Genomic DNA, 13,840 nt, shown 5'->3' with positions numbered 1-13,840 from the left:
GATAGCGGTGTGTCAGATGCATTGATGTTACTGACCCACCGCTATCGCGAGCAGGCTCACTCCTACATTTGTTTGCGGTGTGGCTGATGTCATGGCGAGTTCATACAGCCATGCTTAAGTTTTCCCTTTTGCAGGGAGAACACCATGAGCGATTTCAACCTCGGGCGCCGTCGGGTCATGCAAGCGGTCGGCGCCGGGCTGTTGCTGCCGGGGCTGGCGCCGGCGGTGATTGCCTCGGTCAAGGATCGTCCGCAACTCACCGATGGCGTGCAATCGGGCGACCTGCTCGGTGACCGCGCGATGATCTGGAGCCGCAGCGATCGCCCGGCACGCATGGTGGTCGAGTGGGATACCCGCAGCCTGTTCGGCAACCCGCGCAAATTCGTCTCGCCATTGGCCGACGCCCGCAGCGACTTCACCGCCCGCGTCGAACTGACCGGGCTGCCCGCTGATCAGGCGATTTTCTATCGCGTGTACTTCGAAGATGCCCAGACCGGCGTTGCCAGCGAACCGTGGTTCGGCCACCTGCGCAGCGTCCCCACGGCGAAGCGCGATATCCGTTTTGTCTGGAGCGGCGACACCGTTGGCCAAGGCTTCGGCATCAACCCGGACATTGGCGGCATGCGCATCTACGAAGCCATGCGCCTGCGCCTGCCGGACTTCTTCATCCACAGCGGCGACACCATCTACGCCGACGGCCCGGTGCCGGCGCAACTGACCACTGAGAATGGCCGCATCTGGCGCAACCTCACCACTGAAGCCAAGAGCAAAGTCGCGCAGACCCTCGACGACTATCGCGGCAACTACCGCTATAACCTGATGGACGAAAACATTCGCCGCTTCAACGCCGAAGTGCCGCAGATCTGGCAATGGGACGATCACGAAGTGGTCAACAACTGGTCGCCGGGCAAACAACTCGATGAGCGTTATCAGGAAAAAAATATCCACACCCTGGTCGGGCGCGCACGGCAGGCGTGGCTGGAATATGCGCCGATGCGCTTGCAGGCGGCCGATGGTGGCGGGCGGATTTATCGCAAGCTGAGCTATGGGCCGATGCTCGATGTATTTGTGCTGGATATGCGCAGTTACCGCGAGGCCAACGACGACAACCTCGGCGCGGCGAAACCGTTTCTCGGGCGTGAGCAACTGGACTGGCTCAAGCGCGAATTGCAGGCCTCGAAGGCGCAGTGGAAAGTCATCGCTGCCGACATGCCCATCGGGCTCGGAGTGCCGGACGGCGAGGTCAAACCGGGCGTTGCGCGCTGGGAGGCCGTGGCCAATGGCGATCCTGGCCCGGCGCAAGGGCGAGAGCTGGAGATCGCCGAACTACTCGGCTTCCTGCGTGCGCAGCTGGTGCGCAATTTCGTGTTTCTGACGGCGGATGTGCATTACTGCGCCGCGCATCACTATCACCCGGATAGGGCGGCGTTTCAGGATTTCGAGCCGTTCTGGGAGTTCGTTGCCGGGCCGTTGAATGCCGGGAGTTTCGGGCCCAATCCGCTGGATAAAACCTTTGGGCCAGAAGTGGTTTTCGAGAAAGCTCCCTCCGCGCAGAACACCTCGCCGTTTGCCGGGTTTCAGTTTTTTGGCGAGGTGAACATCGAAGGGCAGAGCGGGGAGATGAGTGTGGTGTTGCGGGATCTCGATGGGGTGGCGGTGTTTGAGCAGAAGTTGCAGCCGGTTTGATTCGAGTAACACCGCAGTCCCCTGTAGGAGTGAGCCTGCTCGCGATAGCTATCTGTCAGAGAAATTGATGCTGACTGACACACCGCTATCGCGAGCAGGCTCACTCCTACAGGGATCGGAGGCGTTAGTAAACGTCGCGGCGGTAGCGGCCCTGTTCGATCAGGCGTTCGACTTCGGCGCTGCCGAGGATATCGGTGAGCACCTGATCCACGCCTGAGGCCATCCCGTGAAGGCTTCCACAGACGTAAATCACCGCACCCTCCGCCAGCCATTGCTTCAGCTCTTGCGCCGATTCACGCAAGCGATCCTGCACATAAACCTTCTCGGCCTGATCGCGGGAAAACGCCAGGTCCAGTCGCGCCAGATCGCCATTGATCAGCCATTCTTCCAGCTCAGTGCGGCAGAGGAAGTCGTGCTCGCGATTGCGTTCGCCAAACAGCAGCCACTGGCGTTGCTGGCCGTCGGCAATCCGTGCCTTGAGCAAACTGCGCAAGCCGGCGAGGCCGGTGCCGTTGCCCAGCAGAATCATCGGCACGGGCTCGTTCGGCAAATGGAAACCGCTGTTGCGGCGCACGCGCAGGCTGATGCTGCCGCCCACGGGTGCGTGTTCGGTCAACCAGCCGGAACCGATGCCGAGAGTGCCGTCGGCGTGCTGTTCCTGACGCACGATCAGTTCCAGCACGCCGTCGTCGGTGATCGAGGCGATCGAGTATTCGCGCATGGCCAGAGGCACCATCGCATCGACCAGTGATTGCGCATGCAGGCCGACCAGATGTGCGCGGTGTTCCGGCAATTGCCGCGAGGCCAGTGCCACTTCCAGCGGCTCGCTGAGGCCGTTGATTTTCACCGTGGTCTCGCCACGAATGCCGAGGCCGTCGAGGAAATGTTCAATCGCCCATGGGCAATTGCGCGGCAGCACTTCGACCAGATCGCCGGCCAGCCAGCTGCTGGTATCGGGAGCTTTGAGGCCAAGCAGATAAACCGGCGCGCCGCTGCTGTCGGGGTTCATCAGTTCGCGCCGCACCAGCGTCCAATTGGCGTAGCTCGGCGCCTGCCAGGTTTCGGTCGGCGCCTGTCCGGTGAGCTGGCCGAGTTGGGTTTGCCAGTGACGCAAAGCGTAGGGATCGCCGCTGTCGACTTCTACCGGCGCGAACAAGGTCTTGCCGCCGTGCTCGCTCAGCCATTGGTGCAGGCGTTTGGCGAAGCCGCAGAAGTGTGCGTACTGGCGGTCGCCGAGGCCCAGCACCGCGTAGTTCAGGCTGTCGAGGGTTGCGGCCCGGCTCAGCACCTTGCGCTCGAAACCGCGCGCGCTGTCCGGGGCTTCGCCGTCGCCAAAGGTACTGACCACGAACAGCGCATTGCTCGATGCGCGCAGATCCTGCTCGCTGACATTGGCCAGTGGCTGCACGTTGACCGGCAAACCGGCGGCTTGCAATTGGCCGGCGGTCTGCCAGGCCAGTTGCTCGGCAAAACCGCTCTGGCTGGCAAAGCCGACCAGCCACGCCGAGGCATCGCCGGCCGGTTGCTCAAGCCCTTTGCGCGCATCCTTGATCTGCTTTTTCTTGCGTCGACGGTCGAGGTACAGCAACCATCCCGTGATAAAGAACAGCGGCATGCACACCGCCGCAACGGTCACGATGATGCGCCCGACGAGGCCGAAATAGCTGCCGACGTGCAGCGCATAAATGCTGGTCAGCAGTTGTGCCTTGAAGCTTTTGTCGGCGTAGCGGTCGACGCGTTTGACCAGACCGGTCGCCGGGTCGAGGGTGATCTGGTTAAGCGCACGATCATGCGGCGAGCTGTCGAGCAGATAGAACACCGTCGCCGGTTGGCCGGCCACGGGCGGCATGCGGATGTTGTAGGCGGACAGGCCCGGGCCGGCGGCGCTGTAGATGCTGCTCCACATCGCTGCGTAATCGGCGGTCGGCGCCGGGCCTTCGGGGGCCGGACCACGACCGCCGCGCACGCGCTCGTTTTGCGGGGCGTCGGACAGCAGGCGGGTCAGGCCTTTGTTGTACCACTCGTAGGACCACGACAACCCGGTCAGCGCCAGCAGCAGATACACCAGCAGGCACCAGGTGCCGGCCACCGAATGCAGATCCCAGTTGAACGCCCGACCTTTTTTCTTCCAGTCCAGGGTCAGCCACACGCGCCAGCTGTTCCACTGCCGTGGCCAGCGCAGATACAAGCCCGACAGGCAGAAAAACAGCAGCATCAAGGTGCAGGCGCCGGTGATGTTGCGCCCGGTGTCGCCCATCGCCAGGAAGCGGTGCAGTTGCAGCATCAGGCCGAAGAAATCCTGGCCGACGGCATCGCCCTTGAACTCGGCGGTGTACGGGTCGAAGTAGCGCATTTCGCCGCGCCGCTCGCCTTTGGGCGGCGTGAAATACACCCGCGCCGCGTTGCCACTGTCGGTTTCGACCCAGAGCATGGCGACTTTCTTGCCCGACGCACCTTCGATGCGCTCCACCAGTTCGACCGGCGGCAGCACCCCGGCGACCTGTTTTTCCACTTGCAGGACGGACGGATTCAGCGCCCGCAGGATTTCGTCCTGAAACGAATAGGTCGCACCGGTGATGCCCATCAAGGCCAGCACCAGCCCCGCGGTGATGCCAAAAAACCAGTGCAACTGGAACAGGGTTTTCTTCAACACGTCACTCGCCGTCCGTTCGAAAGTTGTCATCACGGCGCGCATTATGCCGTGGGTTGTCGTGAAGCGTTTTTCGTAACACGCAAAAGCCCCGTTCAATTGAATGAACGGGGCCAGGCCTTGCGGCATATCCCTGTGTAGGAGTGAGCCTGCTCGCGATAGCGGTGTGTCAGTCAGCATTAATTTCTCTGACAGATAGCTATCGCGAGCAGGCTCACTCCTACAGGTTCCACTGTTATCAGAAGTGGAAATTGGTGCTCAACAGTGCCGTACGGCCCGCCGCCTGGTTGGCGAAGTGGGTCGAGAAGGCTTTGTCGTAATAGGTTTCGTCGGTCAGGTTCTGCACGTTGAGTTGCAGGTCGACGTTCTTGGTCAGCTTGTAGGCGGCCATCGCGTCGTAACGTACATAGGAATCGACCATCGTGGTGTTGGCGACACTGCCGTAGACGTCGTCGACATAGAACGCGCCACCGCCGATCGTCAGCTTCGGCGTGACCTGATACGTGGTCCACAGGCTGGCGCTGTTTTTCGGTGTGTTCGGCAAGTCATTGCCGTCGTTGGCGCGGCCCAACGGACCGCCGTCAACCTGTTCGCTGTCCATGAACGCGTACCCGGCGAACACCTGCCACTTGTCGGTGAGCTTGCCGCTGGCCGACAGCTCGAAACCTTGTACGCGGGTCTTGCCGGCGTTTTCGTACGAGCTGGTATCAACCTGCACGCGGGCGTTTTCTTTCTCGGTACGGAAGATGTCAGCGGTCAGCGACAGGCGATCATTGAGCAGATCCCACTTGGTGCCGATCTCGTAGTTCTTGGTGGTTTCCGGCTCCATGTCGCTGCTCAGCAGGTTGCCGCTGCGATCCGGCGTGCCGCCCAGCGGATTGCCTTCCTGACCTTCGCCCAAGGTGTTGCCCGGCGGGGTGGCCGAGGTGGCGTAGGAAGCATAAATGCTGCCGTTTTCCGCCGGCTTGTAGACCACGCCGAACTGGCCGGTGACGAACTCGCTGGTGTCATCGCCCTTGGAGGTGGTGCGACCGGCTGCGTTGTAGGTCTTGTAGTCGGTCTCGAAGTGGTCGTAACGCAGGCCCATGTTCACCAGCCACTGCTCGGACAGCTCCAGGGTGTCGAACACGTACAGTGCGTAAGTGTCGGCCTGGGTGTCCGTGCCGGCGTAGTTGCGCGAGATCGCGCCGTTCCACGGATCGTTCGGGTTCGGATTCGACAGCGAGGTGCAGTTGTAACCGCTGGCTGCGCCGATCAGGCCCGGGTTGCAGTTGGTCGTTACGGCGCTGGTGCGCGGCGTGGTATCGGTGTTGACGTTGTACGAGGATTTCTCGCTCTGCTCGCGGGTGTATTCGACCCCGGTGGAGAAGCTGTTCTTGAAACCGGCCACGTAGAAGGTGCCAAACAGGTCGGTCTGGTTGGTGGTGGTTTCGGTGTTGCTGACCCGCGTATTCGCTCGACGCCAGACGCTGCCATTGTTGACGTTGCCCTTGCTGTCGTCCGGCTGAGTGAGGATGTAATCCTGCATGCTGGTGCCGTGGCGCAGGGTGTTCTTGAGCGTCAGCGAATCGTTCAGGTCATGCTCGATGGCGAAGGTCGCGGTGTCGGTGCGGCCCTTGCGGAAGTCGCGGTCCAGACCGTAGAAGTTGCTGTCATCGCCACCGGCGTACGGCTTGTCCGGGTTGGACTTGGTGCGCGGGTTCGACAGGGTATAAGGGATGCCCGAATCCGGCGTGTCGTTGCTTTCCAGATGGTAGTAATCGAGGTTGACGCGGGTGTCGGTGCCCAGGCCAAACGCCAGCGATGGCGCGATGCCCCAACGGTCGTAATCGACCTTGTCACGGCCGGCGACGTTGCTCTCGTGGCTCATCAGGTTCAAACGGCCAGCGGCGCTGTCGCTGAACTGATAGTTGCCGTCAAGGGTGTAGCGCTGGGTCTGGTCGGAGCCGTAGGTGAAGCCGCCATCGAACGAATTACCCAGATGGGCTTTCTTGCTCACCAGGTTAATGCTGCCGCCTGCCGCGCCACGACCGCCGATGGCGGAGTTCGGGCCCTTGCTGACTTCGATGTTCTCGACAGCGAAGATCTCGCGGCTTTGCGAGCCGGTGTCACGCACGCCGTCCAGGTAGGTGTCGCCCTGTGCATCGAAACCACGGATGAACGGACGGTCGCCCTGCGGGTTGCCACCTTCACCGGCGCCGAAGGTGATGCCCGGCACGGTGCGCAGCGCGTCCTGCATGTTCAGGGCACCGGTGTCTTTCAGTACTTGTTGCGGAATGACAGTGACCGAGCGCGGCGTATCGACCAGCGGCGCGGTGTACTTGGGCGAGGAGGCCTTCTCGACCTGATAGGACGTCGGATCCTGAGCTTCGCCAGTGATGGCGGTGGCGTCCAGGGCGATGGCGTTACCGGAGGCTTTGCTCTCGGTCTTTTCGGCGGCGAATACCATCTGGCCTGCGGAGCCAGCGGTGATTGCCACACCGATTGCAGAGGCGAGCAGACGTGGTGAACTGACCGGTAATTGTGCGTGTTGACGTGCCATTTTTATTCCCCTCCCCAAGGATTTGAGGCGGCGGAATATAGGGTAAACAGGTATTTGTATCAATTGCGAAAAATTACTATTCGCGACAAATTTACATTCTTTACAATTTAACCTTACGGTTTTTGCCAGTTCGTTCGTCCCGCGGGTTTTACACGGTCAATAAGAATCAATACCATTGCCGCCTCTTTGCCATCAGGTGACATCGCCATGCTGCTGCACATTCCCGGACTGTTCGCCAAAGAAGAGGTGCAGCGCATTCGCCAGGCGTTGGAGCAGGCCGACTGGGCCGATGGCAAAATCACCGCAGGCTTTCAATCGGCCAAGGCCAAGCACAATCTGCAACTGCCCGAAGGCCATCCGCTGGCCAAGGAGATCGGCGCAGCGATGTTGGAGCGGCTGTGGAAAAACCCGTTGTTCATGTCGGCCGCGCTGCCGCACAAGGTCTTCCCACCGTTGATCAACTGCTACACGGCCGGTGGCAGTTTCGATTTCCACATCGACAACGCCGTGCGCCAACCCAAGGGCAGCATCGAGCGCGTGCGCACCGATCTGTCGGCCACGCTGTTTTTCAGTGAGCCCGAAGATTACGACGGCGGCGAGCTGGAGATTCAGGACACCTACGGCACCCAGCGAGTGAAGCTGCCCGCCGGCGACATGGTGTTGTATCCGGGCACCAGTCTGCACAAGGTCAACGCCGTCACTCGCGGCGCGCGTTATGCGTCGTTTTTCTGGACGCAAAGTCTGGTACGCGAGGACAGTCAGCGCGCGTTGCTGTTCGAAATGGACGGCGCGATTCAGCAGCTCACCAGTGACGTGCCCGACCATCCCTCGCTGATCCGCCTCACCGGCACCTATCACAACCTGTTGCGACGCTGGGTCGAGGTATGAGCTTCCAGCTGCGCCGCGAGGAAATGCTGGACGTTGCTGATCTGGCAGTGATGCTCGAAGAAAGCCCGGGCCGTGCTGCACAGGCGATTCTGCTGGCAGCAGGTGAAGGCGAAGTCGAAGCGCAAGCGTTGCTGGGGCAGATTTTGCTCGATGGCCGAGGCATCGCCCAGGATCAACCGCTGGCGCTGCGCTGGTTCGGCATCGCCGCCGGGCGTGGGCATCTGATGGCGCGCAACATGCTCGGGCGTTGTCATGAGCATGGCTGGGGTTGTGGGGCGGATGCGTCGATGGCGGCGCAGCATTATCGTATCGCCGCCGAGGCCGGGCTGGATTGGGCGATGTACAACCTCGCCAACCTTCTCGCCACCGGTCGGGGCATCGCGCAAAACCAGGAGCAGGCCTTGGAGCTGTACCGTCGTGCTGCCGAGTCGGGCCACGCCAAATCGATGAATCTGTTGGGTCGTTATCTGGAAGAAGGTCAGCATTGTCCGCAGGACTTGCGGGCGGCGAGCGAATGGTATCGCTGTGCGGCTGAGTCCGGAGATTTTCGCGGACAATTCAGTCACGCCGCCCTGCTCGCCGAAGCGGGGCAAATAGAAGATGCGCTTGGCTGGCTGGGCAAAGCGCTGGTTGCAGGTAACGAAAAATTCCTGCGAGTTGCCGGTGAGTCGCTGATGAGTGCACGGCACCCGCAGCTTCGCGCAATGGGCGAGGCTTATCGTATGCGCTTATCAAGTTTGATCGGCGTGTAATAGCTTGGTTTTGTTGCAAGTCAGTAAGTTAAATTTTCTAGATAATCAAAGGCGGCTGCTCGGCTTGGTAGTCGTCTCGTAGTGATTGTTCACATATAACGGCTTGTTGGTTTTTAGCTTGTTGTCATAAGGTGTTTTTGCGATGCCGCTGTTCGATTAATTGAAATGTTCTTGTAGCGGATATCGAAAATAATTTTTGTTGAATGTCCGGAGAAACAAGGAGTTTCTTATGGGAATCAGAATGGATAATAAGATTGTCGAGGCTGCCGTAAACGCACCTCAGGTATTTATCGCTGCGTCAGTCGGCGAGGGCCAGGAATACCATCGGGGTGTTGGTATTCAGTTGACCAAAGAGCAAATCATCAGTTTAAGAAAGTATGAAGTGCTTGGTTTGTCTCTGCCGATTCGGTTGCAGGATGTTATTGCCTATTTGAATTATGGCGCCGGTGATGGCGGCGGTACAGGCCTGAAGCCCGAGGAATTTCTATCAACTTTCACCATGGTCTATGATCACGCCAAAGGCTGGTCCACATTGCGTGAGGACATCAAACTCACTGGCACCCATCTGAATATCTTCGCGGGCAGCATCATCCGTATGGGTCGGGATATTGTCGAGGTCTATGAAGATCTGAAAGTTTCCCGGTACCTGGAAGAACACAATATCAACACACCGGAAGAGTTTCTGAAACTCAAGCAAAAGTTTCCCGATCTCCCCGACCTGAACGTGCCCGCTGCCGACGTTAAAGAGATCGGTGAATACCTTAATGGTTTGCTCAACAAGATCAGCGAGTGCCATCGGAAAGCCCAGGAGGTCCGCGGCAAGCTGGACACGTTTGGTACCGACATGCGCACTAAAGTGTTACCGGAAATCCGGCGCCGACTGGAGTTCGTCTCGAGAAATACCTATCAGGCGGACATTCAGGCGCTACAAGACGTGATCGACCAGCGCTCGAAGGAGATCGATGAACTTAACAAACGATATGATCAAATGGTTGAGGAAGCGATCAAGTCTGCAGCGACGCTGAATATTGGCGGATTGATTCTCGGTATTTATGGGGGCATAAAAGCAGAGGGAATTCGCAAGGATCGAAACAGGCTTAAAGACGAGCAACAAGCGGACAATCAGAAAATGGCCAGCAAGAACCAGACACTGAGTTCGTTGAACAAAGTGCGCGACGACTTGCAAAATCTAAACTATGTAGCGATCGAGGCTGAGCTGGCGACGCAAAACCTGATGTTGGTGTGGAATGCGCTGAGTGCTTACATCAGTGCGTCGGTCAGCGATGCCGATCTCCTTGGAGAAGCAACTTCTTTGAGGCGTTTTAAAAATCAGCTTCTTGGGGTGATCGATCCGTGGGAGCAGATCCAAATCAGTGCCGATCAACTTGTAGGTGTCTTCGCGGCAGCTGAACAAGAGTATGGAAACAGCCTTCAAACATTCAGGAGCAGGACGCTCATGCTATCACCAAAAAATTATTCAGCTTATCCAGAAGTAAACATGGCGGCTTTGCGTAATTACGCTGGCCTGATTCAGGCAGAAAATACCACGGCGCAAGTGCTGTTTGAACAGTTCGATTATCAACCGGGAACAGTCAGCAGCATGAATGCCATCTGCCTCGCTGTTCAGAAAGCGGTATTCGATATTCGTGATCAGGCACAGAAGAATGTTATGCATCTGCAACGTGCACAATCCAAACTCATGGATCTTCAGGCGGAGCTTGGTGCGCCAGATGATGAGCAAGATATTCACGAAGATATGGAGTTACAACTCAAGGACATCTTCAACAAGCTTTCGGAGCGATATCAAAACCTCAAGGGCTCGCGCAACGGAATGAGCTCTGCTTATGATCGGGCCACTTCGCAGGGTTGGGTGGTGACGTTGCAACAGGATAGTGAGGCATCGCAAGCATTGAAAATCAATGCTGAAGAGAAACTGATCGATCTCGAAGCAGAGATGAAAGTGGTTTCCGATGGTATCGATTTGATCGGCAAGGCCGGCGTGGAGAAGATCGGTGAGCAAGCGCAGCTAACGCTGGACCGCCTGCAAGCCCTGGGTCTGGCCCCACCTCAGGTTCAAATTGCACTGCTGGCCATCGATACCTTGAAAAAAATGATCTCGGGTATCGGTGAGGCGATTTCTTTCTTCAACATGCTGGCGTTCTACGACAGGCTCAAGGATAAAGCGGCCGACTTGCGCACACGGGTGAGAAATTACCAACGAGAGATCACCCGGATCGACGGGAAGATTCGATTGGTCACCGTGCTGGATCGACTGGACGACGAGCGCTGGAAGTATGTGGATGAGTACTCGAATCTGGAAGCCGTTTCTTATTCGTTATGCCGAGACTTCGAGCAGAACAAGGCACAACACGTCGAGGAGCGAGCGGCTACTGCCATCGCCCGTATTGACGACGTGGTCAAATATCTAAGGCAGATTCAATAACAAGGAGTCGGGAGCGGTGGGTTGCTTGCCCATCGCTTTCGAATAATCATGAATTTATTCGCCTATGAGTTTTCTGCAGAGCAGCGGCGCGCTCTGGATCGCTACACTGCATTTCTCGGCTCTGTTCACACCGTCACCGCCAATATCCCAGTGGTTTTCGAGCGCCGTAGGTCCAGCGGTCATGCACTGGCGGTATTGGCCAGCGACTCGCGCCTGAACAATATCCCGTTCAATGAACGCTACTTGCGTGACTTCTGGAGACGCACTGAAGATGTCGAGCAAAAGTGCAGTGCTTTCGTCTCGGAACTGCTGACGTTTACACGCGAGTCATTGGAAATCACCAAAAATAACTCACGACATTCACTTCTCAGCGAGGTGGACTTCAACTTGTACAGTTTGTCCCGGTCGCCGACCTGGATATTATTTCCGCCAACCAATGTGTCGGATCTGGTTCACGAACTGGTGCTTCGCCTGTACAGGCTGAGGGCAATGATACGCCAGCTCAAATATACAATGGTCGAAGTACATGACGAGTCGTTCGGCATTAAATCGGTATTTGCCAGGGCAATGGATCACCGCTCCTGCCAGTGTCATCCCCAGCCGACAGTCGTCCAGGAGTTGTTTAGCGAGAGGCGCACCCAACCGATGTGGGATACGGCGTACTCTTCAGCGGATCCGCTGATCCGGGCCGGGGAATACAAGGCCGGTGTTACCGGATTGTTCAACGCCGTGGCGTCTGTCAGCATGCAAATCTGCATGAATCTTGAGGAAACAGGAATACGCATGGACACGGCCATTCAAGAGCTGTTAACGGCAGAGCGTGTGTCGACCCTCGGCCAGCTGAATTCCAGACTGGCTGCGGCGAAAGAGCAAGCCGAAGCGTTCATGGCGATGCTCAACCACCTTGAAACATGGCTGCGTCATTAAAAAAGGCCCTGTGAGGGCCTTTTCATTCAGAGCATTGATTTACACGTAATAGGACTTCAACGGCGGAAAGCCGTTGAACTCCACGGCGCTGTAACTAGTGGTATACGCACCGGTCGACAACCAGTACAGACGATCACCAATCGCCAGGTTCAGCGGCAGACCGTACTTGTAGTTCTCGTACATGATGTCAGCGCTGTCGCATGTCGGGCCGGCGATGACCACTTCTTCCATCTCGCCTTTCTTCTCGGTCCAGATCGGGAACTTGATCGCTTCGTCCATGGTTTCGATCAGGCCGGAGAACTTGCCCACATCGGTGTACACCCAGCGCTCGACCGCAGTGCGGGATTTACGCGCCACCAGTACCACTTCGCTGACCAGAATGCCGGCGTTGGCGATCAACGAACGGCCTGGTTCCAGAATGATTTCCGGCAGGTCATCACCGAAGTCTTCTTTAAGGAAGCGGATGATTTCTTCAGCGTAGGTTTCCAGGCTGTTGGTGCGGGTGATGTAGTTGGCCGGAAAGCCGCCGCCCATGTTGATCAGCTTGAGGTGGATGCCGTCTTCTTCTTTCAGGCGCTCGAAGATCACTTTGACCTTGGCGATTGCCGCGTCCCAGACGCTGATGTCGCGCTGCTGCGAACCGACGTGGAACGAGATGCCGTAGGGCACCAGACCGAGGTCACGGGCGAGGATCAGCAGGTCCATGGCCATGTCGGTCTGGCAACCGAACTTGCGCGACAATGGCCAATCAGCGGTGGTCGAGCCTTCGGTGAGAATACGTACATAGACTTTCGAGCCCGGCGCGGCCTTGGCGATGTTGCGCAGGTCGGCTTCGGAGTCGGTGGAGAACAGCCGCACGCCCTTCTCGTAGAAGTAGCGGATGTCCTTGGACTTTTTGATGGTGTTGCCGTAGCTGATACGGTCGGCGCTGACGCCGCGGTCCATGACCTTGTCCAGCTCGTAGATCGAAGCGATGTCGAAGCTCGAACCCTTGTCTTTGAGCAGATCGATGATCTCGACCGCCGGGTTGGCCTTGACCGCGTAGTAGACCTTGGCGAATTCGAAACCGGCGCGCAGGTCATCGTAGGCCTGGGCGATCATCGCGGTGTCGATCACCACGAACGGGGTTTCCTGTTTGTCGGCGAACGCCTTCATTTTGTCAAAAGTGGCGCGCGCGAAATAATCTTCGACCTTGATCGACATGCTGGAGAGCTCCTATCGGCAAACTTCATTAAACAATGGGTGCATGAACGTCCTCCGTATCCCCACTTTGGTTCGCCTACTTCCCAAGGCATTGCCGCCGAAAGCAAAAAGGCCATCCAGATCGTTTGAGAGCTACTGCGCTTGACAATACTGCGTTGGGAAGAGGCTCGGAATGCTCATTTACAACCAGTAAACTCCGCTTCCTCGCCTCTTCCCGCCTTGTCTTGTCTGCGCTCGCTACGCTCTCAAACGATCTGGACCAAATTCCCTTGGCCTTGCTGTCTCGTCGTCAGTACTTGAGCCGGATGGATCGTTTCCAGCATGGACGTTCGGCGCGAACTTTAGGGCGTGAGGGGGTTGAGATCAACTAAAAATGTCGCGTTTTTGCACGCTTCTGACGTGCGACGCGTTCATCACTCCTTGTAGCCGACCGAGATGACGGAAAGATGTTCCCGGCGATTTTTCGAGTGTTAAACATACCTGCACGTTCGCGGCTTTTGGCGGCGGATTCGCTGGTAAGTGTGATGACTGCAACATCGGCGATGTTAGCGGCGAGAGGGCGGTGTGAGGGGGATTTTGACTGTTTGGGATGGTCGGTCCGAGAGCCAGTCAGCGGGGCGGTGTTGAGATTCTTTTCCGCCTTGTGAAGGCCGGAAATTCGCACCGATCCCTGTAGGAGTGAGCCTGCTCGCGATAGTTTTTTTCCAGACAACATATCGTCGACCGGGATTACGCCATCGCGAGCAGGC

The 13,840-nt window shown here is 57.9% G+C and carries 8 protein-coding genes; 5 read left to right on the top strand and 3 right to left on the bottom strand.

What is annotated here, in order from left to right; translation table 11 throughout:
• The first annotated feature begins 144 nt into the window (after positions 1–144).
• Positions 145–1,686: an alkaline phosphatase D family protein gene (locus tag BLU24_RS24550; RefSeq protein ID WP_093104741.1), complete on the top strand. Its 1,542-nt coding sequence runs from the start codon at positions 145–147 to the stop codon at positions 1,684–1,686.
• Positions 1,687–1,810: 124 nt separating this feature from the next.
• Here BLU24_RS24550 and BLU24_RS24545 read toward each other — a convergent pair whose 3' ends face one another.
• Together BLU24_RS24545 and BLU24_RS24540 are read right to left on the bottom strand one after the other, a co-directional pair.
• Complete coding sequence (locus BLU24_RS24545; protein ID WP_093106943.1) at positions 1,811–4,339, bottom strand: PepSY domain-containing protein; 2,529 nt, start codon at positions 4,337–4,339, stop codon at positions 1,811–1,813.
• A gap of 235 nt (positions 4,340–4,574) precedes the next feature.
• The gene (locus BLU24_RS24540) at positions 4,575–6,878 is read right to left on the bottom strand and encodes a TonB-dependent receptor (protein ID WP_093104737.1); all 2,304 of its coding nucleotides are present in this window, start codon (positions 6,876–6,878) and stop codon (positions 4,575–4,577) included.
• 207 nt (positions 6,879–7,085) lie between these two features.
• Here BLU24_RS24540 and BLU24_RS24535 point away from each other — a divergent pair, with 207 nt between their 5' ends.
• The 4 genes from BLU24_RS24535 to BLU24_RS24520 all read left to right on the top strand — a co-directional run bounded on the left by BLU24_RS24535 (position 7,086) and on the right by BLU24_RS24520 (position 11,888).
• A complete protein-coding gene (locus BLU24_RS24535) occupies positions 7,086–7,766 on the top strand; it encodes a Fe2+-dependent dioxygenase (RefSeq protein WP_093104734.1) in 681 nt (226 codons plus the stop codon).
• Positions 7,763–8,518: a tetratricopeptide repeat protein gene (locus BLU24_RS24530; protein ID WP_093104732.1), complete on the top strand. Its 756-nt coding sequence runs from the start codon at positions 7,763–7,765 to the stop codon at positions 8,516–8,518. The genes BLU24_RS24535 and BLU24_RS24530 overlap by 4 nt, the downstream gene beginning before the upstream one ends.
• A gap of 241 nt (positions 8,519–8,759) precedes the next feature.
• Complete coding sequence (locus tag BLU24_RS24525; protein WP_231990174.1) at positions 8,760–10,961, top strand: alpha-xenorhabdolysin family binary toxin subunit A; 2,202 nt, start codon at positions 8,760–8,762, stop codon at positions 10,959–10,961.
• A gap of 48 nt (positions 10,962–11,009) precedes the next feature.
• The gene (locus BLU24_RS24520; protein WP_093104730.1) at positions 11,010–11,888 is read left to right on the top strand and encodes a hypothetical protein; all 879 of its coding nucleotides are present in this window, start codon (positions 11,010–11,012) and stop codon (positions 11,886–11,888) included.
• 39 nt (positions 11,889–11,927) lie between these two features.
• On the opposite strand, the gene BLU24_RS24515 is transcribed toward BLU24_RS24520, so the two are convergent.
• Positions 11,928–13,091: a type III PLP-dependent enzyme gene (locus tag BLU24_RS24515; RefSeq protein ID WP_090281733.1), complete on the bottom strand. Its 1,164-nt coding sequence runs from the start codon at positions 13,089–13,091 to the stop codon at positions 11,928–11,930.
• Positions 13,092–13,840 lie beyond the last annotated feature (749 nt).

The organism is Pseudomonas sp. Z003-0.4C(8344-21) (assembly GCF_900104975.1).
GTDB classification, from domain to species: Bacteria; Pseudomonadota; Gammaproteobacteria; order Pseudomonadales; family Pseudomonadaceae; genus Aquipseudomonas; species Aquipseudomonas granadensis.
This window is presented reverse-complemented; position numbering and strand designations above follow the sequence as displayed.

What these genes read in the sequence shown, in the direction of transcription:
- BLU24_RS24530 (WP_093104732.1), top strand. Translation starts at nt 7,763, where the DNA reads ATGAGCTTCCAGCTGCGCCGCGAGGAAATGCTGGACGTTGCTGATCTG.
- BLU24_RS24520 (WP_093104730.1), top strand. Translation starts at nt 11,010, where the DNA reads ATGAATTTATTCGCCTATGAGTTTTCTGCAGAGCAGCGGCGCGCTCTG.
- BLU24_RS24540 (WP_093104737.1), bottom strand. Translation starts at nt 6,878, where the DNA reads ATGGCACGTCAACACGCACAATTACCGGTCAGTTCACCACGTCTGCTC.
- BLU24_RS24550 (WP_093104741.1), top strand. Translation starts at nt 145, where the DNA reads ATGAGCGATTTCAACCTCGGGCGCCGTCGGGTCATGCAAGCGGTCGGC.
- BLU24_RS24525 (WP_231990174.1), top strand. Translation starts at nt 8,760, where the DNA reads ATGGATAATAAGATTGTCGAGGCTGCCGTAAACGCACCTCAGGTATTT.
- BLU24_RS24535 (WP_093104734.1), top strand. Translation starts at nt 7,086, where the DNA reads ATGCTGCTGCACATTCCCGGACTGTTCGCCAAAGAAGAGGTGCAGCGC.
- BLU24_RS24515 (WP_090281733.1), bottom strand. Translation starts at nt 13,091, where the DNA reads ATGTCGATCAAGGTCGAAGATTATTTCGCGCGCGCCACTTTTGACAAA.